Source organism: Dyadobacter sp. BHUBP1 (assembly GCF_050587785.1).
Classification (GTDB): Bacteria; Bacteroidota; Bacteroidia; order Cytophagales; family Spirosomataceae; genus Dyadobacter.
Genome location: NZ_JBOBIH010000002.1, coordinates 1156570 through 1177966, shown reverse-complemented (window position 1 = coordinate 1177966; position 21397 = coordinate 1156570). Strand labels below are relative to the sequence as shown.

The following is a 21397-nucleotide window of genomic DNA, read 5'->3' as shown; positions in this document are numbered from 1 at the left end:
TACCCTTTCACTTTCAGCTAAGGCTTTGTTTTTAATGTGGCCGTCTTTTGGGACGAGGCATATGAGTTTTCCGCAACAATCTCAGCAAAAATGATCGAAGTCACGTTTTTGCCTTTTGGCGCCGTAATGGGCACTTTCATAACATAATTGCGCAGCTCGGCATCGTACTTCTGAGCACCAGCAGGAACGGTCGCAATAAGTGTCTGCGAACCCGAGGCCGTCGGCGCGGAATAGATTTTGAATTCCTTAACAGCTACTTCCGAGGTATATTCGATATTCACATTCACGGTACTGAGCGAATCCACCGTGATAGTCGTTTGGAGCACGCCGGCCGCATTATAGACTTTCGCATCGCCAAGCCAGACAACGGCGATCTGGGCGACCTTCCCGTTACTGACCAACAACTCCTCGAACAAATCCGGCTCTTTATAGCAGCTGGTAAGTATCACCATGGAAACCAGGCAGGCAAGAATATATTTCAAGATCAGTTTCATATTATTTCTGTTTTAAAAGTCTATTTGTTGATCAGCCACATCTGCACTTCGGGATCTTTTTGGTTAGCAAGCACAGTTTTGGAGTTCCGGGTAATTTCCGAATCGGGGTATTTCATCCGTTGAATGCGTTTGCCCTGCAAATCCGGGTTCGGGTTGGCAGGCATTGGAAAATCCAGGTAGTCATATTTTCGGATATCCGTCCAGATATCACCGATAAGCAGCATGGATTTGAACTTTTCGGTAACGATTTGCTTCGCAGTCAGCCTGGAAGCACCTACATCGATCTTGGCGTCTTTCAGGAATTTGTCAATATCAGCCTGCTCAACACCTACTTTTTTCATATTAGCAGAAATCATCTCCTGATAAGCCGCATATCCGGCCGCCGAGGTACCTCCGCCTGCATTGCCGGTCAACCTCGCTTCCGCTTCGATCCCTTTCAGCTCGGAATAAGTCATCATAACCAGCGGTGAATTAATATTCGAATGCCAGGCTTTGTTATTCAGATCGACGGTGGATCCGCTGCCGGAGCCCGGTATCACGCCGGAATAGACCGTCTGGTTGTTTTTCAACCCAATCACTTTCGATAGGCGCGGGTCGGCAACGCCCTGAGTGGTGCCATTAAAAAGATCCACAATCGTATTGGAAAACGTGACCGAGAGGTTACCCGTCGTATTCGGAATAGCCACTTTACTATACCAGGGGCTGAGGTTTTTGGAATTATACTGCAATTGAAAATCATCTTCATTTCCCTTCATACCCTTTTCCAATGCCGCAAGCGCCCCCTGTGCGGCCTGTTGGGGATTCCGCAATGAACCATGCCAAAGGTAACGGGCGCGCAGCGAATAGGCCAACCGGGTCCATTTGCCCAGATCCCCCTGGTAAATAAGGTCGTCCTGGCCAGGTTTGGCACCGGTGCTACCACTGAGCTCGGTCACCGCCTCGTCGAGGAGTTTGTTAATGGTCGCATATATCTGTTCCTGCGTGTCGTACGCGGGAGAGAAATTCTTCTGATCGGCCTGGCTGTATGGCACGTTCTCCCAATTGACGGTCGCCAGGCCGAGATTGTAAGCCGTAAGCACTTTTGCAATACCTACATAGGCCGGCGAGGCTTCCTCCTGCCCTTTTTTGATAATAGCATTCAGTTGCGGCAATGCATAGAGATAAAGGTTTGACCAGCCCAGTGTATTATCCGTTTCGGCATACGTATCAATGCCGTTAGCACCCAGCGCACTGCCCAGTTGCTGCGCATACTGACAAGCCACATAAGCCTGCTGAAAACTCGCTTCGGCGGTGTAGAACTGGGCGGTAGGCAACAGCTCCTGCATAGTCGCGTCGCCTTTTAGAGTTCCGTCCGTATTGACGTCCAGGAATTTATCACAGGCCGTCAGCAACAGAGCCAGCAAAGGCAGCAGTTTGAATATGTATCTGATATTTTTCATATTTTCCTAAAAATTGACATTGATACCCAACTGAAAACTGCGTGTAGCCGGATTGTTCCGTCCCACAAAGCCAATAATGTTGGTCCCCGAGCCAAACGTGAGGGCTTCCGGATCATACCCGCGGAATGGTGTATTTAAAAAGAGGTTTGTACCAGTAAAATTGAATCGAACACCTCCCTTGAAAATCGATTGGGCCAGTGCCGCTTTCGGTATCGCATAGGAAAGGTTCACCGTCCGCAAACGGAACCACGAACCGTCCTGAATATTAAACTGCGCCGAGTTGCCCATATAACGCGCTGTCGACGGGTTGTAGAACGCATCATCGAGCACCACCGACTTGGTGTTGGGAACGTATGTTACCGAGTTGTCCGCCCCTTTTTGTTCGACAACGCCTTTAAATACTACCCGTTCATAGCGCCGGCCTGTAATCTCGATCGACCCTGCGCGAAATGCGTTGCGCTCGCCCAGATCGACCACATCACCGCCCTGCCGCCATTCCAGTAGGAACGAAAGACCCAGTCCGCGGTAGTTGAAGGTGTTGGTAAGTCCGGCTGTCCAATCGGGTAACGCATTGCCCCAGGGAACAGTCACCTGGCTGGTAAGCGGGAAACCGTTCGGCTGAATGAGCAACTGGCCATCCGGCGCACGCAGGTAGTCGAGCCCCCAGAGCTCGCCGAGCTTGCTGCCTTCCCGCACTTTCAGCACGCCGCGGCTGCCATTATCGAAATAGGAGATTTCTTCAAGCTCATCCGGCATCTCGATCACCTTACCCGACATTTTGGTGAAATTCAATGACATATCCCAGGTGAAACGGCCAGTTGTCACCGGCTTGAAAGTGGCCAGCAACTCGATGCCCTTGTTTCGGATCAGGCCAATATTGGTGTAATAAAATGAATACCCGGACACATTCGAGACCGGCGCTCGAACGATCTGATCCTTACTATCCATTGTAAAATAAGTCGCATCTAGCATGAGCCGGTTCCTGAAAAAACGCAGCTCGGTACCGAACTCAATGGAGGTGGTACGCTCGGGTTTGAGGTTGTCTGCCGCCGTGGTAGACCGGCGGACATAGCCGGGTACCGTGTTGCCGAACGGAAAGTTGTCGGCCAGCTCGTAATACACGCCTATCACGTACGGGTCCGTACCTTTACCCACCTGCGCCCACGATGCGCGGAGCTTCCCGTAGCTGAGGATACTATTTTTAGGAAGATTTTCGGTAAAAATGTACCCGGCGCTGAATGAAGGATAAAAGAACGAGTTATTGGCCTTGGGAAGCGTCGACACGATATCGTTACGCCCCGTCGCATTCAGGTAGAGAATGTCCTTGTAGCTCAGTTTGGCATCTGCGAAGAAGCTCACGATCCGGTATTGCAGCGGTGAGTAAAAACGTTTTTGCTGGTTACGGTAGCTGCTGATCTCGTCGGTAAAAGGTGCCTTCCAACCTTCACCGCGCTCGTAATAGCTGTCGGGCCGCTTGCTGCCTACCACCGAATTTCCCACCATCAGCGAGCCATTCCAACTTTCGTTGAGCTGCTTGGTGGCCGTCACATATAAATTAGAGTTGATTTCGCGGTAATTGATATTTTCCTTAATTAAAAAGCCCTTAACGGCCGTGCCTACATCGAAAGTACTATCGACCTGCCGCTTGCGGCGCTCGTTGAACGCATCCATCGTGATCTGGTATTTGGCGCTCAGCCAGTCGGTAATGTTGTAGTTCAAGGTGACGTCGGCGATGTAACGGTTGACGGCATCGATCCGCGGGCTCTTTCTGACGAGGTAAACGGGGTTGTCGGTGAAACCGGGCAACAGGTTCTTGTAAGATCCGTCGGGATTCAGATAGTCGTTCACATCATAGGTGTTCGGCCAGTAGGACAATGCGCTGAAAACCGATTTATCGCCGGCAGGCGGACGCTTTCCACCCGAGCGAATGTAATTGAACGAGCCCGACGCCGAAAAGCGCTTCGTAAAATTGTAGGTACCGGCGATTTTGGCGGAAGTCCTTTCAAAATAGGTAGCCGGCACAATGCCTTGCTGGTAATTATGTCCCGCTGAAACATAAATGTTGCCCTTTTCGCTTCCCTTGGCGAGTGTAATATTATTGTTGGTTCGAAAGCCCGTTTGGTAAAACCCTCGGAAGTTGTCATAAATGCGGTCGGTAGTGTTACCGATGATTGACGGACCGAACGACTGATAAGGCGTCCGCTGGCGTACTTCGGTTGGCGAGATAAACTCTCCGAAACGGCCTTGCAGGAAGCGCGTCTGGATATCCGGTGATTTGCCCAGCACATCCACCCCACCTGACAACGACAACGAGACGTTGAGTTTCCCCGACTTTCCGCGCTTGGTGGTGATGATAATGGCGCCGTTGGAAGCCCGCAAACCGTAAAGTGCCGTTGCCGCGGGGCCTTTCAGTACCGAAATGCTTTCGACGTCGTCGGGGTTGATATCGGCAGCTCGGTTGGTGTTGGCAAACTGCTCGGCAGCTCCGGGAGAGGCCGAACCAGCGCTGGGCAGCGGGTTGCCGGCCGTAGTAGCATTGCTGATGATTATGCCGTCGATCACAAACAGCGGCTGGTTATCGGCGCTCCCGCTGAGCGAAGTAATGCCTCTCAGAATGATGTTCACCCCTGCCCCCGGCGCACCGCCAGAGCCGGTGATTACCGCGCCGGCAATCTTCCCCTGCAATGCGCCCACCATATTCGGATTGCCCGACTCTTTGATTTCATCGGACCGGATCGACTGCACCGAATAGCCGATCGCCCGCTTTTCCTGCGTCTGCCCGAGTGCAGTAACCACGACCTCGTCGAGCATCGACACATCGGCTTCCAATTGCACATTCACATTGGAACGCTGATTACCCAAAACGACTTCCTGCTTTTTAAAACCAATAAAACTGAATACCAGTACAGCTCCCGGCCCGGCCTGCACCGAATACGCCCCCTTTTCGTTGGTGGAAGTGCCTTGCGAAGTCCCTTTGACGCTTACACTGACGCCCGGAATCTCGGTACCGTCTTTGTCCGTGACTATCCCCGTCACCGGACCGTTTTGTGCCCGAACGGCATTCCAGCAGAAAGCCATCGTCAGGTACAGCAACATTGCGTTGTTGTGAAGTAGTTTTTTCATCATGCGTTAGCTAGGTGTCGTTATATGATACATGTAATTTACAATTCGTTCTTTAAAAAGTATCACTTAGAGTCATCATAAGACAACAAAAGGTAACATATTGATTACCCAGCGGTGTATCTGGCCTTACCCTGTGCATGTATTTCTTTTCAAGTTTTCGTCGGGAAATACCATTACTAGAAAAATAGTTTGTTAACTATAAAAATAGTTTTAATATTTACGACATGGAACTTGAAAAGCTCACCAACAAAGAAGAGGAAGTCATGCAGGTGCTATGGAAGCTGGGCACCGCATTTGTTAAAGATATGCTTCCGCTTTTCACCGAGCCGAAGCTACATTACAACACCGTTTCGACCATTATCCGGAATTTGGAAGAAAAGGGTTATGTATCGCATAGGCAATTCGGGAATACCTATGAATACTTTCCGGTCGTGAAGCAGGAGGATTACCAGAATCATTTTGTCTTGGGCAAGGTCGTTGGCGGGTATTTCAACGATTCTTACAAGGACCTGGTTGCCTATTTCGCGAAGCAGGAAAAAGTGACGCCGGACGATCTGCGCGAGATCATCCGGATGATCGAAGAAGGAGAATAGAGTATTGATGTATCACATTCATCCGCCGACTTATGCTGATCCCTTACCTCATGAAAGTCAGCCTCGTGCTGGCCGTGCTCACGTTGGCCTATCGCTGGCTGATCCAGTTTGAAACGTTTTCGAAGCTTAATCGTGTGCTGCTCTGGCTCAATGTAGCCGCCTCATGGACATTACCATTGATCAGCCTGCCCAGCTGGGGTCCTGTGGGGGTACAAACCGACTTCCACCACAGCATTCCGAAAGTAGTGGGGAAGCTGCCGATGCTCAGTGCACCGATCGCGACCATTCAATCACAGCCTTTCGCGGCATCTACAGAAGCAACGTTACCGGCAATGAACGCCGCAGATTGGATTAGTGCCATTTACTTTTCGGGCATGCTCGTAATGGCAGGATATTTCCTTTTTCAGATTTGCCGCTTGTTCCTGCTGGTTGCCCGCGGCCGGAACTAAGAGCACCCCGACGGCCCTTCCGTCGTGCATGTGGCTGGCGTTTCACCTTTCTCGTTTTTCAAATGGATAATGCTCGACCTTTCGAAGCATTCCGATCGCGAGCTGCGCAATATCATCGCGCACGAGGCTGAACACGCGCGGCAATGGCACAGCGCCGATTTGCTGCTGGCCGAGATCCAGAAGATTTGTCTGTGGTTCAACCCGTTTGCATGGGTTCATCAAAAACTGGTACAGGAAAACCTCGAATACCTCGCCGACCGCGCTGTGCTGGATAGTGGCTTTGAGAAAAAGCAATACCAATACAATTTATTGAATGCAGTCTTGCAAGCGCGGGAATTGCCGCTGACCAACTCATTTGCCCGGTCGCTGCTCAAAAAACGCATTCAAATGATGAACCGGGAGCCTTCGCATTACCTGGTTTGGGGCAAATATGTAGCTGTGGTGGCATTGGTCTATCTTTCGTCGGCTTTCGTGGCCCCATATCGGGAACAAATTGTTGAGCTAGCGCCCGAGGTGATCAAGCCGTTAGTGAAGCCGCTGGTCGGAGAAGTGATCTTACCACCCGTTGTAACGCAAGATTCCGTTTCGAACTCGGTGAAAAACGAAGAAGCTAGTCCGCTTCCGTTACACGCAACGCTTGCCGATCAAGTGCTTGACACGGTTCAGAGCGCGAAACAGCCCAAAGTGAAGGGTGTACAGATCGTGGGTCAAACTTTGTATTGGGCTATCATGCCGATGATGACCTGGGATGATATCAATGAAATCAAAGCGGAGGTTCAAAAGTTCGGGCAGGAGTTCCAGATCAATCAACTGCAATTCGATCCATTACAAAAATACATTACCGCCGTATCAGTCCGCATTAACACCAAAAATGGATTTGGAACAGGAGAAGAACACGCCAACAGCGAGTTTGAGCCTATGAAAGGCTACTCGGGATATATCTCCGAACAGGGAAGCGGCATGGGACAACTCCCTCCCGACCCCCTCGGCAAGGAAATGGAACAAGATTACCAACAATCCCTCGCTATCGCAAAGAAAAATGAAGTAGCCTATTTCGAATACAAGCTCGGGCAAAGCCTTGGAACGCACACGGCAAGCACATTTACACGGCAAGTTCTGACCGGGGCATCCGCGGAGAATTTTTATAACAAAAACGGTTTCGGCAAATCAGCCGACAATACTTTACACGTATCGGAATACCATAAAAATGCCACTTTTTACCTGAACACAAACCCTTCCACATTTACCGAGCTGAATAACATCCCATTTTCCAGAGTCGAACGGATAACCTTACTGGAAGATAACGCCAGGCGAAAATACATTGTGGTTTACGCCCAATAAAATGCGAAGGCGGCCCAAACGAGCCGCCTTCGCATTTATTAAACTATCAATAAGGCATTATTTCAAATTCAGCTCCTCGCCTATCGCCTTCACCTTCTCTTTCAAGGAAGCATAAACACTGTCGAAATCCTCGTTCTTTTCCAGCGCAGCACGCACTCCTACATAAAATTTGATCTTCGGCTCGGTACCGGATGGACGGCAAGTGAATTTCGTGCCGTCTTCGGTGAAGAACTGCAATACATTCGAAGATTCGATACCCATTTCACCTGACGGAATCGCAACCGTATTACCCGATTTGAAATCCGTTGTGGTCAATGCCTTGTAATCGTCCATTCTCACAACCGGCGATCCTGCGATGGTTTTTGGCGGGTTAGCACGGAAATCGGCCATCATCTGCTGGATTTCGTCGGCGCCTGACTTACCCTTTTTGGTCAGTGAGATCAGCCCTTCGTAATAGAAACCAAACTGTTTGTAGATTTCCATCAGCATATCGAAGAGGCTCAGCCCTTTGTCTTTCGCATAAGCAGTAAGCTCCGCGATCATCGCGCAGGAAGCGATTGCGTCCTTATCGCGCACCGCGTCGCCGATGAGGTAACCGTAGCTTTCCTCGCCGCCGCCGATAAATTGCTCCTGTCCTTCTTTTTCGCGGATTACCTGGGCGATGTATTTGAAGCCGGTAAGTGTATTGTAGCATTTCACGTCGTAAGCGGCCGCCATTTTGTCGATCAGGTCGGTGGTAACGATGGTTTTACACACAAACTGCGTTCCCGTGAGCTTGCCCGCGTCTTTCCACGCATTCAGGAGATAATAAATAAGCACACTGGCAGTCTGGTTTCCGTTCAGGAGCTGGATTTCTCCGTGGTGGTTTTTCACCGCGATACCCACACGGTCGGAGTCAGGGTCGGTACCCATTACCAGATCCGCATCAATTTCCTTCGCTTTTTCCACCGCTTTGGACATGGCTTCGCTTTCTTCCGGATTTGGATAAACGACCGTCGGGAACTGGCCGTTACCTTTCGGTTCCGCCTGTTCTTCAATCACCGTCACTGCTTCGAAACCCATTTTGGCCAGCAATTGCGGCACCAGCGTCACTCCGGTTCCGTGCAATGGTGTATAAACGATTTTCAGATCTTTCTGGCGTTCCAATGCACCCTTCGAAATAGAAAGGGAAAGAATATGATTGATGTATTTTTCGTCCACCTCGGCACCAATTTTAGTAATTTTCGAGGCATCGCCATCAAATTTCACCTGGTCGATCGACGTGATCGCATTTACTTCGTTAATAATATTGGTATCGTGCGGCGCCACCACCTGCGAACCGTCGGTCCAGTACGCTTTGTAGCCATTATATTCTTTCGGGTTGTGCGATGCTGTCACCACTACCCCACTTTTACAGCCCAGCAGGCGGATTGCGAAAGAAAGCTCCGGTGTCGGGCGCAAGCCTTCGAAAAGGTAAACCGAAATGCCATTTGCCGAGAAAATATCCGCGATAATTTTCGCAAACTCATCCGATTTGATACGGCTGTCGTAAGCTACGGCCACACTTTTTGCCTCGTTCGGGAATGCCTTGTTGAGATAATTAGCCAATCCCTGGGTAGCCGTACCCACGGTATAGCGGTTCATGCGGTTGGAACCAATGCCTATGAGGCCCCTTAATCCGCCTGTGCCGAATTCGAGGTCTTTATAAAACGCATCCGTCAATTCAGTATCATTGCCTTCATCGATCAATTGTTGAATGGATTGTTTCGTATCGATATCATAATCACCGTTGAGCCAGCTGCTCACTTTGGTCATCACATTCGGTTCCAATTTTGCAGTCATAATCGAGTTAAATAGAATTAATTAAGAGAATTTAAAATGTATGTACCGTTCCTATTTGCTAATCTCCATCGGTTCCTTCTCAATTGCCGAGAACTGTTCCTTCGCGGTTTTATGGATCAATTCTGCAACAAGGCCCGTCCAACCGGTCTGGTGGCTCGCCCCGCATCCGCGCCCATTGTCACCGTGGAAATATTCGTAAAACAGAACGTGATCGTTAAAGTTAGGGTCTTTCTGCATTTTCTCATCATGACCATACACCGCGCGCTTCCCTTCCGAATCCTTCTTGAAAATATCAATCAGGCGACAGGCAATGGCCAATGCCGCGTCTTTGATCGTTGTAAGGTTGCCGGAATTCGTCGGGTATTCGATCATGAAATCCTCACCATAATAGGTATGGAATTTCATCAGTGAGTCAAAAATGAGGTAATTGAGCGGAAACCAGATCGGCCCGCGCCAGTTGGAGTTGCCACCCATAATGTCGGTCAAAGCTTCCGCAGGCGTGTAATCAACCTGCAAGACCTCCCCGTTGATATAAAACTTATAGGGATTTTCCTCGTGGTATTTGGATAATGCGCGCACGCCGTAATCGGACAAGAATTCGCTTTCGTCAAGCATCCGCTTCATGATCATTTTCATCCGGTGGCCGCGCAGGATCGACAGCAATCTGTTTTCTCCCTTACCTGATTCAAACCAGCGGGAAATCAAACGTGCCAGGTCCGGCCGGTTGGCCAATACCCATTCTACACGTCTTTTGAAGATCGGAAGCTTGTCCAGATTCTGCGGATCAAGGATTTCCACCGCAAATAGCGGTATCAACCCTACGATCGAGCGGACTTTCAGTAGAATGCTTTGCCCATTCGGAATATGGATCACGTCATAGTAAAACTGGTCTTCCTCATCCCAAAGGCTGATCGACGAGTTTTTACCTCCTATCGACTCCATCGCACCTGCAATGTGCAGGAAGTGCTCGAAGAATTTGGAAGCCATATCCTGGTAAACACCGTGTACCAGCGCCACTTCCACAGAAATGCGCAGCATGTTGAGCGTGTACATCGCCATCCAGCCCGTCGCATCCGCCTGTTGCAGCTTACCACCGAACGGCATGGGTGTCGAACGGTCAAATACGCCGATGTTATCGAGTCCCAGGAAGCCGCCGCTGAAAATATTGTTACCGGTATCGTCCTTCTGGTTGACCCACCACGTAAAGTTCAGCAGCAGTTTATGGAATATCTTTTCCAAAAATTCAATATCCCCTACGCCATTGTTCTGCTCCCGATCGATCTCGTAGACTTTCCAGGTCGCCCATCCGTGTACCGGTGGGTTTACATCGGAGAAATTCCACTCGTATGCGGGTATCTGCCCGTTCGGATGCATGTAGTACTCCCGCAGAAGGATTTCGAGTTGTCTTTTAGCAAAATCGGCGTCCACCCTTGCCAGCGGCACACAATGGAAGGCCAAATCCCAGGCTGCAAACCACGGGTATTCCCATTTGTCAGGCATTGAAATAATATTGGCCGCATATAAATGCTTCCAACCCGAGTTACGGCCCCACTTACGGCCCTGATTTGGCCCTGGCTGTGCAGGGTCGCCCTTCAGCCATTCGTATACATTGTAATAATAGAATTGCTTGCTCCAAAGCATCCCGGCATAGGATTGCCGCTGAATCGAACGGAGGTCGGCGTCGGTTACGTCTCGCTGCAAGTCATCATAAAATTCATCAGCCTCGCGGATCCTTTTATTAAAAAGATCTTCAAAACCACCGAAAGGCTCTGAAATGGAATGATTTACAAATCGCAAGCGAAAAGTAGCGCTTTCGCCGCCCTTAATTGTCCGGGTAAAACGGGCAGCTGCTTTTGTACCAATATTGTTCGGGTTAACCGTATTCGATTTCTGACCGCTTACAATGTAGTCGTTGATACCATCCTTCGGATAAGCGGTATTGTTCGCCGTACCGTAAAGCTTTTTGAAGTTCGTCTCATTCTCGCAGAAGAGCAATTCATCCGCACCGTCGAGGTAAAGGTTATATTTCCCGTGCTTCCGATGCGTTACTTCGATCAGGCGGTTTGAAATGCCATTCATGATCGGTTTGTAATTGAAAGCTTCGTAACCCCACGACCAGGTGTTCCGGAACATAATCTGCGGCAGCACGGTAATCGGCGCATCTTCCTTACCCCGGTTGAAAACCGTCACTTTCATCAGAATATCCTCTTCGTCGGCCTTGGCGTGCTCGATAAAAATATCGAAATACTCGTCGTTATCGAACACACCTGTGTCCATGATTTCGTATTCGGGATCTTGTTTGCCCCGCCGGCCATTCTCCTGGCGCAGTTTGTCGTAAGGAAACGGCTGCTGCGGATATTTATACAGCATTTTGGTGTACGAATGTGTAGGTGTGCTATCGAGGTAATAATACATCTCCTTCACATCTTCCCCGTGATTCGACTCGCGGTTAGTGAGACCAAAAATGCGCTCTTTCAGTATTTTGTCCTTATGGTTCCAGAACCCGAAAGACAGACATATATGTTGCTTGTTATCAGAAAAACCACCGATCCCGTCCTCACCCCAGCGGTATGCTTTGGAAAGGGCCATTTCATGGGTAATATAGTTCCAGGCATCGCCATTACCGCTATAATCTTCCCGTACCGTGCCCCATTGGCGCTCCGATAAGTAAGGTCCCCATTTCTTCCATCCCTTATTTTCTGTTTGAAGACTTAACCTAACTTTTTCAGCTCCTTGTGCCATTAATCCGTCAATTTTTCGAAAGGAATGAATTTCAATAATTACCCAATTTAGAAAACCGGCTTTCAAAAACACCAGAAACCGGAAGAAAATTGAAAAAATTTAACAATCCAGGAGACGGTTTCGAGCGGCTACAAAATGGCGCATAAACGGCTCATAATGAGTCGTAATAAGTTACCATCGAATACTTACTACTAAATTACAGGGTCAACAGTCTGCGTAATGTCGTAGGAAACTTCGCCCGCGTAGAAACGAGTGAGCGCAGCCGCTTTTTGCGAGGTTTCAACCAACAACGGGTCGCGTTCGGCGTGCAGCAATTCCTCCACATCCGAAATATACTCCTTGAACATCAATGGATTGGGTAATTGATAAAACAGGCCGTCGGAAGCTTTCAGTACAGGCACCGGCTTCACTTTTCCTCCGGCATTCAGCAGGCCATAACGACGGCGCGCTTCTACGTAGGCTTCATCGGTAGCGTCGAAAACAATGTGTTCAACCGGTTTTTGGGCTGCAACACCGGCATTAATACGTTCGTCGAGCTTCGCGAGCAGCGCGCGTAGCGCCCATGTGTGCTTGCCCGTACGTATGCGCTCGCGCAGGGACTGGCGGACGAGGTAGGTCAATGCCTGGGTTACGTTCAAACCGATCTCCGCCATTTGCTTGAAGATGAAGGAGGTAGGCGACATACCTGGGATCGTATTTGGATCATGGAGCAGGATGGTGCCATTTTCTGTCAGGAAGCCATCGATCCGGACACATGCATTAATGCCCAGCTGCTGGAACGTCGCGGCGATCATCTGCTGAATTTCCTGGTTCTTTTCGAGCGTAGTATCCACCGGAGTTCGCTTGCGGCTTGCGCCAGGCTTATATTTTGTATTGAAATCAAAAACCTGCACCATTTTAATCACCTCGCTCGGCGGCAATGCGAGCGGCGAACCGTCGTCAAACTGGATGCAGCCGCAGGAAAATTCCTGGCCGTTCACAAATTCTTCCACCAATACCTGGTCTTCCGCATTGGAACTGCTCAGTAACGCATGGTCATTGCCTTCAGAGAAGTAAATTTCCAGCTCGCTGATCAAGGTCGTAGGATGGTAGATCGTCTTTCCGTCCAGGATCACCGGGAAACCGATACCTTCGTCCAGGTTAGCGATTTTTTGCCCCCAGGCCAGTTTTTCGGCTTCATCCAGCTCCTTCCACGTCTCCGCATCGAGCTCAATCTGGAAAAAGCATTGATTTACAGCAGACACGAATTCTTCCAAAGAATCCTCCTTCACAATCGCAACGCCGATCGACGAGCCCTGGTGCGGGGCCTTAATGACCAGCGGCAGTCCCAAATGTTTTTTCAAAACCTGGAAAAGCAATGGATAATCTTTCGGAACCCACTGGCTGTATTTGAGCGTCCAGCTCTTTTTCTCCTGCCCGTTCACGAGGGCAATCATTTCATTTTGTAATATCTTATCAATTCCGACAGCCGACCCCATCAGACCGGGACCACTGTACGGGATTTTATACCATTCCAACAAACCCTGGATCGCGCCGTCTTCGCAGTCGGGGCCGTGCATGGCCAGGAACGCGAAGTCGAAATGCTCCTTGAATTCGGCAGGTGAAATCAATTTACCGATTTCAGCAGAAACACTGGCCGCGGCCAGTTCGGGGAAAGATTCAATATAGGTTTTGAAACCATCTTTTTGAATGCCCGGCGCGGGATAGAACTCCCGGATCTCAGACGAATACATCAATTCCTTTTGCAACAGAATGAACCTGCCGAAGCTGTCCACAAAAACCGGTACCGGCTCAAAAAGTGACTTATCGAGGTATTCAAATGCTGTTTTACCACCTGCAAATGATATCTCCCGTTCGCGGGAAGGACCTCCAAAAAAAATTCCGATACGCATGTTGATATTCCTGATTAATGCATCCCAATGATGCCCGCAATATAAGCGACTAATCGGGAGGAATCAATTTCTGCCTATTTAGCGCGCAGATTAAAACGCAAAAAGCAGCTTCCCGTTCAGGAAACTGCTTTTGATCAATATTTGATATCAATTTTCCGCTGTTATGCCAGCTCCGGCACATTCGAGGATACTACCTTGTTAATGTTAGGCACCGCCTTCCGGATCGATTCTTCCAGGCCTGCGCGGAATGTCATTGCGCTCATCGGGCAGCTTTGGCAGGAGCCTTGCAATTCCAGCTTCACAGTCATGTCGTCCGTCAGCTCCACCAATTTCACATCACCTCCGTCTGCATGCAGGTAAGGACGCACAGTTTCGAGCGCCTGCTCGATCAATTCTATGGTTTTTTCTTTTGAATCCATTTTAAAAAAGTCTGTCTGCTAAGATGCAAGATTATATCCAAAAAATCAAATCATTCAGTTACTAACTGCTAAACCTGGACTTCAACAGCTTTTGTCTTCTCACGTGATGCATTGCGGATCGCAATCTGCTGTGCCAATGCCTCAGCGGCATCCCTAAATGCCTCATTCACGATTGGATTGGTGTCCATTACCGCCGGACGGCCGTCGTCGCCTGCCTCGCGAATGCCTTGTACCAATGGAATCTGACCGATCAGCGGCACATCGAATTTATCTGCCAATGATTGCCCGCCGCCTTTGCCAAAAATATGGTATTTGTGATCCGGCAGCTCTTCCGGCGTAAACCAGGCCATATTTTCAATCACACCTAAAACGGGGACATTGATTTGCGGCTGTTTGAACATCGACAGACCTTTGATTGCATCGGCCAGGGCCACTTTTTGGGGAGTTGTTACCACCACCGCGCCGGTTACCGGAACGGTTTGTACCAATGTCAGGTGAATATCGCTGGTACCCGGAGGCAGGTCGATTAACAAGTAATCCAGATCGCCCCAGTCAGTATCCCCAAAAAACTGCCGCAATGCCTGGCTCGCCATCGGACCTCTCCACACTACCGCGCTGTCCGGCGGCGTCAGGAAGCCGATCGACATCATCTTAATACCATACTGGCGGATCGGGTTAATATAGTTTTTGCCGTCTTTCGGTGTAATCGTGGGCTGCATATTCTCCGCGCCAAACATCACCGGGATCGATGGACCTGAAATGTCTGCATCAATAATACCCACTTTCGCGCCCGAGCGGTGTAATGCCATCGCGAGGTTGGCCGTCACCGTCGATTTACCTACCCCACCTTTGCCGGATGAGATCGCGATCACGTTTTTCACGCCGGGAATCAATGGGCCTGTGTGCCGGGTAGTCGTCACATTCGCCGTCAGTTTGATGATCACCTCCACTTCCGGGCTCAGATGCTCGTGGATCGCATTTTCGCAATTCTTTCTGATCAGTTCTTTGAGGGGGCATGCCGGGGTAGTAAGCACTACGGTAAACCGCACCTGGTTCACCCCGATTTCTATATCCTGGATCATACCGAGCGTCACCAGATCCTTTTTCAGATCGGGCTCTTCCACAGTACTCAATGCCTGCAATACTTTTTCCTTATTGATTGTAAATTCTCCCATTATTATGGTTGGTACTTTGACTTAATATTATGCAACACGAAATACCGCTAATGAGTTTGTTACATTCCCGGAAATTCTCCGATCCTGCGTTCCACTTCCTCCATTTCGGCCGAAACGTCCAGATTTCTTGAAAGCGCATTCAGCTTGCTCCACAGCGATTTCAGCATTTTTAAATGCCCCGGTGTGAGGCCGTGCTGCGGCCTGTGCGCTAGCGTGTCCCGGACGGATGCCCATTCGCTCATGAATTTCAATGAGTCCGCTTCGATATAGTTGTTTGCAAATGCATTGAAAATGTATTCTTCCGCAATACTGCTCGGATGGATCATGTCTTCCTTATAAAACCGATAATCGCGCAATTCGTCGATCATGATCTCGTATGACGGAAAGTACTCCACATGCTTGTATTTCTCCGAAAGCCGGTGGGCTACCAGACGCAACGTCGACTTACTCACCTGGTTGAGCGGAAGCGTGTCGCGCGTGTGACGCACGGGGCTTACCGTGAGCAATATCCGCAGCTTGCGGTTATAGGGTATCAATTTTTGGATTAACTGTTCAAATGCAATCGCTATCTGATCGAAATGGAGAAGTTCCTTGATAAAACGATCGGCCGGCACTTTATGGCAGTTACCAACGATCAGATTCGTCTTCCTGTGGCGATAGGCGTACGCCGTGCCCAGCGTAATCACCAGTAAATCCGCCTCTGCGAGGAATTCACGGATTTCGTCCAGCTTATCTGAAAGTTGTGCATCCAGCGCCGCCTGACCATTCGCCCATTGCGAAGAATGAAAATCGTGGTGTAGCCAGATCTGATCCGGATTTTGAAGAAACAATGCGGGATTAGGTCTTTTTTCTTCCACCGCGCTGTCAAGGATCTTACAAATCGTCAGCGGATTGAAAACCGTACCCATCGGATTATTGAGCACATCGAATTTAAAATCAGCCAATTGCCCCCCCAACACCTCGGCAAAGCAAGAGCCGATGGTTAGTATTTTAGTTTGATGATCAATCTTCCAATCCGGGGCATCCAGGGCAACTTCCGTACTCAACTTTATTTCCTTCATTACATAAAAACGACAAGCGGGCTACAAAATTAAGCATGAAAACCACAGGATTTCACTAAATGCTGGGGTTTAGCAATTTATAATTTGGGTTATAGAAAAATTTAATATGTTTGACCGCATTTCAGAACACACTATAAATCGTTAATCTATGGATAAAAGGGGCTACCCGTTCGAAATCGACGTTGATGGGCTCATTTATAAATTTGAGAGTGTTAGTGAGAATAAAAAAATTCTAAAAACTGTTTCGTTTGAGCGGATTGGCAACACCAATATCTTCAACGTTGCGTTGCTCGATCCCGTAGAAAATGGCGAATTAAGTGATCAGGTAGAAAGCAGAAACGGCGATCTTCAGCTAGTACTAGCCACCGTTTTTCAAATAGTCTGTGATTTCTTAAACCAGTTTCCCGATTCCGCGGTCGGTTTTCGTGGAAGTGATGCCCGCAGGCACAGGCTATACAGAATTGCCATTACACGTGAACTAGCGAATGTAGCTGGGAAATATGAAGTATACGGCATCACAGCAAGTCTGGCTGTGGTTGTCTTTGAACCAAATGTAGATTACGACCACTATCTTATTAGAAAATCAAGGCTATGGACAAGCGACAAAACTTCAAATTGACCCCGGAGCAGCAGAAAATAGTTGACGAAAAAGTAAGGGACCTCGCAAGAGCTGTAAGAAACGTCGACTTGAATAATCTCCCAAAACGTGAAAGCGATCCGGAGACTTCCAAGTCAACAAATGGTCCAAAACATACCGAAAGAGCATAAAGGGGTAACTCACAACTATGCCAGAAACCATCATACCTCTTCGCCGACTTACATTAGCGATTGTTATCATCGCGATTTCCACAGTTGCTAGCTGCGCCCAGCCGTCAGAAAAGCCTAGAGCGGCCGCACCACAATACGAATTCGCCTCCACTCCATCCTGGCAGGATGAATTCAATACGCCCGGCAAGCCCGACGCGACCAAATGGTCCTACGACCTGGGTGACCATGGTTGGGGGAATAATGAGCTGGAAAACTATACCGATAAAATCGAGAACGCCAAAGTCGAAAATGGCAACCTCGTGATCACTGCCATTAAAGAACCGTCGGGCAAGCAGCAGTACAGCTCTGCTCGGCTGGTTTCAAAGGGAAAAGCGGATTTTACGTATGGCAAATTCGAGATCAGGGCGAAGCTGCCGAAAGGACGCGGGACCTGGCCGGCGATCTGGATGCTGGCGAGTGGGAAGGATTATGGCAACAAAGGCTGGCCGGATAATGGCGAGATCGACATTATGGAGCACGTCGGGTTCGACCAGGACCGGGTGCACGGCAATATTCATACAAAAGCATTTAACCACGCCATTAAAACCAATAAGGGTAACAATGTAATAGTAGCAGGTCTTTCGGAGGATTTTCATGTGTACACCTGCGAATGGACGCCGGAAACCGTGACAATTCTCGTGGACGGCAATGCCTATTTCACATTCAAAAAGGAGGCTTCCTACCAATGGCCTGAATGGCCGTTCGACAAGCCTTTTCATTTAATTTTAAACGTCGCCGTCGGTGGCAACTGGGGTGGACAAAAGGGCGTGGATGACAGCATTTTCCCGCAAAAAATGGAAGTCGATTACGTGCGTGTGTACCCGCTCGTAACGAAGTAACGACTTTGAAAATCCAGTGTACGGAAGTATCTTGCACCATGGATCATTTTGTTGTTTCGGCCAGGAAGTATCGTCCCGTCACCTTTGATTCGGTGGTGGGTCAATCACACATCACTACCACATTAAAGAATGCCATTCGCACCAATCACCTTGCACAAGCTTTCCTTTTCTGCGGTCCGCGCGGTGTAGGAAAAACCACCTGTGCACGTATTTTGGCCAAAACCATCAACTGCCAGAACCTCGGCGACGATGTGGAGGCCTGCGGCGAATGCGAGTCTTGCGTGAGCTTCCAGAACAACGCTTCCTTTAATATCCACGAGCTCGATGCAGCTTCCAACAACTCGGTGGAAGATATCCGTAACCTGATCGATCAGGTGCGATACCCGCCTCAGACCGGGAAGTACAAGATCTACATTATCGATGAGGTCCACATGCTTTCGCAGGCTGCTTTCAATGCATTTCTGAAAACACTGGAAGAGCCACCTTCGTACGCCATTTTCATTCTTGCTACGACGGAGAAACATAAGATCCTGCCAACGATTCTTTCGCGTTGTCAGATCTTCGACTTCAACCGCATTCAATCGAAAGATATCACGCACCACCTTGCCGATATCGCGAAAAAGGAGGGTATCAATGCCGAACATGAAGCCCTGGAACTGATCGGCCAGAAAGCCGACGGCGGTTTGCGGGACGCGCTTTCGATGTTTGACCTTAATGTCACGTTTTCTACCAACAATCACCTCACTTATGCGGCGGTGCTGGAAAACCTGCACATCCTCGACTACGACTACTATTTCAAAATCACGGACGCGCTTACGGCGGGCAGTATTGCCCGTTCGCTGGTGCTGTTTGACGAGATTTTAAGGAAGGGATTCGATGGCCATCTGTTTGTGATAGGGCTTCTCGAACACTTCCGAAACCTGCTTGTGTGTAAGGACCCGGCGACAGTAACACTGTTGCAAGTTTCCGAATCGGCTGAGCGAAAATATCTTGAACAGTCCTTAATGGCCGATCTCAGTTTCCTGCTCTCGGCGCTGAGCATTACCGGGCAATGCGATATCAATTATAAATCGGCAAAAAACCAGCGGCTGCATGTGGAGATTTGTCTCATGAAACTCGCCAATTTGCCCCAGGTTCTTCAACTTCACTCTCTTGCAGCCGTTGATGAAACGGCAAAAAAAAAAGTTGAGCCTCAACAATCCCTGAATAATTCGGCGGCGACATCAGGAGCCGGAACTACGCCGCAGCCTGTTGCACCCACTAGTGGACAGCCGTCAAACGGAGCCAGCTATGCGCAGCCGGCAATGCCGAAAGTGCAATCTACACAAGCAGCGCCCCAGCAGACGCCTCCGCAGCAGCCCGCTACTTCGCGGCTCAAAAATACGATCTCACTAACTCCGTCACTGACACCGCCTGGACCGGCAGCCAAAGAGCCGACTGCCCCGTCGGCAATTGAATATGCCGCTGTTCCAAATGGTGCAAAAAGGGAAGAACTAACATTGGCGAACCTGCAACGTTTTTGGTACGAATTCTCTCAAAAGCGCCTTCAAGCCGGAAATTCAACCACGGAGCAAATCACATTGAACCGTGAAATTCAGCTCAATGGTTCTACAATCGAAATCGCGCTCGATAACGACCACCAACAGGATGCGGTCATGAATATGCGATATGAGTTGCTGGGCTTCCTAAAAGCGAGGCTCGATGCCCCGAAACTGGATATTAACCCTCGTGTTGCGCCACAGGAAGTAAACAGATTGCCTTACACACCTGCCGAGAAATTTAACTTCTTGGCCGAAAAAAACCCCTACTTGCTCGAATTGAAGCAAGCACTGGGACTGGATGTGGACTTCTAGCTTTGGGAGGATTTCCTTTTCAAGAAAAGTTCGTGCAAATGCAGTACTTGCGGGATCAACTCAGAAGCGTCGTCGTTATTCACAATATAATCGGCTATTTCGCGCCTCGATTCATCGGAAACCTGCCGTTCAATGATCGCCCTGATTTCCTGCTCAGGTCGTTTGTCCCTTTCCAATATCCGTTGAATGCGTAGCGCTACCGGCGCTTCCACCACGACCACAACATCCACTGCATTGGCCTGCCCGGCCCTGGCCATAATTGCAGCCTCCTTCACTACATACGGTGCGCCCGCATGTTGAACGACCCAATTTTGAGTGTCGCGAAGTACAACAGGATGAATGATCGCATTCAGTTTTTTCAACAATGGCTCATTTTTGAAAACTTTGGAAGCGACAAACCGGGTATCATACATCCCATTGCTGTTGTAAGCCTCGTTTCCAAGCAATGCAATTACCTTCTTACGAATCTCGCGATCGTTGTTAGTAAGCCATTTGGCGCGACTATCGGCATAATAAATGGGAATATCCAGACATTCGAACAGCCTGCAAACCATACTTTTACCAGAACCAATACCCCCGGTAATACCTATCAGAAGCGGACGATCCATGTGGTTGTTGGTCAAGTAAAAGAATAAGACTATTGCTGAGGCGGTGCAGTCAGGAATTGTGCGACTTCGAAACTCACATAAACGTCACGATGGCTCACTTCCACCAACGGGGAAACCGGCAGCGGGATAGGCAAGCTCTCGTCATAGTTGTTTTGAATTTTAGGCGTCGGCACCCGAACCTTGATCGTATCCGGGAAGGTTTTGATGATTGAAACCGGCCCATCTACCGAAATAAGCGAAGGCGAGACGTTGATAAAGCTGGAAATCACATAGCCTTCACGTATATCAATACCCGCGCTATCCACGCGAATAGGGATAATCTTCCTGATTTTGGGCTCGAAATTAAGCTCAAAAGTATCCGCTACCACATAGTTGACGTGCAGGTTCGGGAACATTTCCGTGATCTGGTCGGTAAGCGTCGTAGAGTTGATAAAACTGGATACCGTCGGGTTCTGAACGCGATAAACCACGGGATTCGCATTGAAATTCAGCCAGGATTTTTGAAGCAAAGTCCAGCCATCTCCCGTCACATTCACCGAAATCCGCTTGGGTAGCGGCTGCATCGGTACATAGGCTGCATTATCGTACTCGATCGACAGCGGATAATTCAGTTTAAGGGAGTAATTGTCCTTATTGAGGACATTCATTAACCAAAAAAAGGATGCTGCAAGCAAGCATCCTATAAACGTTTTGATCTTGTTCTGGTTGGGTGGGACTTGACTCACAACAATTTTGAAAATG

General features: G+C 49.1%; 17 protein-coding genes. 6 read left to right on the top strand and 11 right to left on the bottom strand.

Going from position 1 to position 21397, the window contains the following annotated elements:
* Window positions 1-17 precede the first annotated feature (17 nt).
* From ACQ4MZ_RS11625 to ACQ4MZ_RS11615, 3 genes are read right to left on the bottom strand one after another with little or no spacing between them, the layout of a single operon-like run.
* Window positions 18-494, bottom strand: a complete 477-nt coding sequence (locus tag ACQ4MZ_RS11625) for a hypothetical protein (protein WP_430845156.1) — start codon at window positions 492-494, stop codon at window positions 18-20.
* A 20-nt stretch (window positions 495-514) separates the two neighbouring features.
* Window positions 515-1933, bottom strand: coding sequence for a SusD/RagB family nutrient-binding outer membrane lipoprotein (locus ACQ4MZ_RS11620; RefSeq protein WP_430845155.1), 1419 nt, complete (start codon window positions 1931-1933; stop codon window positions 515-517).
* A 6-nt stretch (window positions 1934-1939) separates the two neighbouring features.
* Window positions 1940-5059, bottom strand: coding sequence for a SusC/RagA family TonB-linked outer membrane protein (locus ACQ4MZ_RS11615; protein ID WP_430845153.1), 3120 nt, complete (start codon window positions 5057-5059; stop codon window positions 1940-1942).
* Between the two features lie 221 nt (window positions 5060-5280).
* Between ACQ4MZ_RS11615 and ACQ4MZ_RS11610 the strand changes: the two genes are divergently transcribed.
* The 3 genes from ACQ4MZ_RS11610 to ACQ4MZ_RS11600 all read left to right on the top strand — a co-directional run bounded on the left by ACQ4MZ_RS11610 (window position 5281) and on the right by ACQ4MZ_RS11600 (window position 7439).
* A complete protein-coding gene (locus ACQ4MZ_RS11610) occupies window positions 5281-5649 on the top strand; it encodes a BlaI/MecI/CopY family transcriptional regulator (RefSeq protein WP_430845152.1) in 369 nt (122 codons plus the stop codon).
* Window positions 5650-5681: 32 nt separating this feature from the next.
* On the top strand, window positions 5682-6098 hold the full coding sequence (locus ACQ4MZ_RS11605; RefSeq protein WP_430845151.1) for a hypothetical protein: 417 nt from the start codon (window positions 5682-5684) through the stop codon (window positions 6096-6098).
* Between the two features lie 69 nt (window positions 6099-6167).
* Entirely contained in the window at window positions 6168-7439 is a 1272-nt protein-coding gene (locus tag ACQ4MZ_RS11600; RefSeq protein ID WP_430845149.1) for a M56 family metallopeptidase, read from the top strand.
* 57 nt (window positions 7440-7496) lie between these two features.
* On the opposite strand, the gene ACQ4MZ_RS11595 is transcribed toward ACQ4MZ_RS11600, so the two are convergent.
* From ACQ4MZ_RS11595 to ACQ4MZ_RS11570, 6 genes are all read right to left on the bottom strand, one after another.
* Window positions 7497-9260, bottom strand: coding sequence for a phospho-sugar mutase (locus ACQ4MZ_RS11595; protein WP_430845148.1), 1764 nt, complete (start codon window positions 9258-9260; stop codon window positions 7497-7499).
* Window positions 9261-9311: 51 nt separating this feature from the next.
* Window positions 9312-12002 (bottom strand): MGH1-like glycoside hydrolase domain-containing protein, encoded by a 2691-nt coding sequence (locus ACQ4MZ_RS11590; protein WP_430845147.1) that lies wholly within the window; start codon window positions 12000-12002, stop codon window positions 9312-9314.
* Window positions 12003-12193: 191 nt separating this feature from the next.
* The gene (locus ACQ4MZ_RS11585) at window positions 12194-13894 is read right to left on the bottom strand and encodes a D-alanine--D-alanine ligase family protein (protein ID WP_430845145.1); all 1701 of its coding nucleotides are present in this window, start codon (window positions 13892-13894) and stop codon (window positions 12194-12196) included.
* Between the two features lie 161 nt (window positions 13895-14055).
* Window positions 14056-14313: a NifU family protein gene (locus ACQ4MZ_RS11580; RefSeq protein ID WP_430845143.1), complete on the bottom strand. Its 258-nt coding sequence runs from the start codon at window positions 14311-14313 to the stop codon at window positions 14056-14058.
* Window positions 14314-14381: 68 nt separating this feature from the next.
* Window positions 14382-15488, bottom strand: a complete 1107-nt coding sequence (locus ACQ4MZ_RS11575) for an Mrp/NBP35 family ATP-binding protein (protein WP_430845141.1) — start codon at window positions 15486-15488, stop codon at window positions 14382-14384.
* A gap of 59 nt (window positions 15489-15547) precedes the next feature.
* Entirely contained in the window at window positions 15548-16549 is a 1002-nt protein-coding gene (locus tag ACQ4MZ_RS11570) for a GSCFA domain-containing protein (RefSeq protein ID WP_430845139.1), read from the bottom strand.
* Window positions 16550-16697: 148 nt separating this feature from the next.
* On the opposite strand from ACQ4MZ_RS11570, the gene ACQ4MZ_RS11565 reads away from it, so the two are divergent.
* The 3 genes from ACQ4MZ_RS11565 (at window position 16698) to ACQ4MZ_RS11555 (ending at window position 20048) form a co-directional block, all read left to right on the top strand.
* Complete coding sequence (locus ACQ4MZ_RS11565; RefSeq protein WP_430845138.1) at window positions 16698-17168, top strand: DUF6934 family protein; 471 nt, start codon at window positions 16698-16700, stop codon at window positions 17166-17168.
* Between the two features lie 166 nt (window positions 17169-17334).
* A complete protein-coding gene (locus ACQ4MZ_RS11560) occupies window positions 17335-18195 on the top strand; it encodes a glycoside hydrolase family 16 protein (RefSeq protein WP_430845137.1) in 861 nt (286 codons plus the stop codon).
* Window positions 18196-18233: 38 nt separating this feature from the next.
* Window positions 18234-20048 (top strand): DNA polymerase III subunit gamma/tau, encoded by a 1815-nt coding sequence (locus ACQ4MZ_RS11555; protein ID WP_430845136.1) that lies wholly within the window; start codon window positions 18234-18236, stop codon window positions 20046-20048.
* Here ACQ4MZ_RS11555 and coaE read toward each other — a convergent pair.
* Both coaE and ACQ4MZ_RS11545 read right to left on the bottom strand, forming a co-directional pair.
* Window positions 20045-20656 carry a dephospho-CoA kinase gene (gene coaE, locus ACQ4MZ_RS11550; RefSeq protein WP_430845134.1) on the bottom strand — a complete coding sequence of 204 codons (612 nt, stop codon included), beginning with the start codon at window positions 20654-20656 and terminating at the stop codon, window positions 20045-20047. The two genes, ACQ4MZ_RS11555 and coaE, sit on opposite strands and share 4 nt — an antisense overlap.
* 29 nt (window positions 20657-20685) lie before the next feature.
* Window positions 20686-21303 (bottom strand): hypothetical protein, encoded by a 618-nt coding sequence (locus tag ACQ4MZ_RS11545; protein WP_430845133.1) that lies wholly within the window; start codon window positions 21301-21303, stop codon window positions 20686-20688.
* Window positions 21304-21397 lie beyond the last annotated feature (94 nt).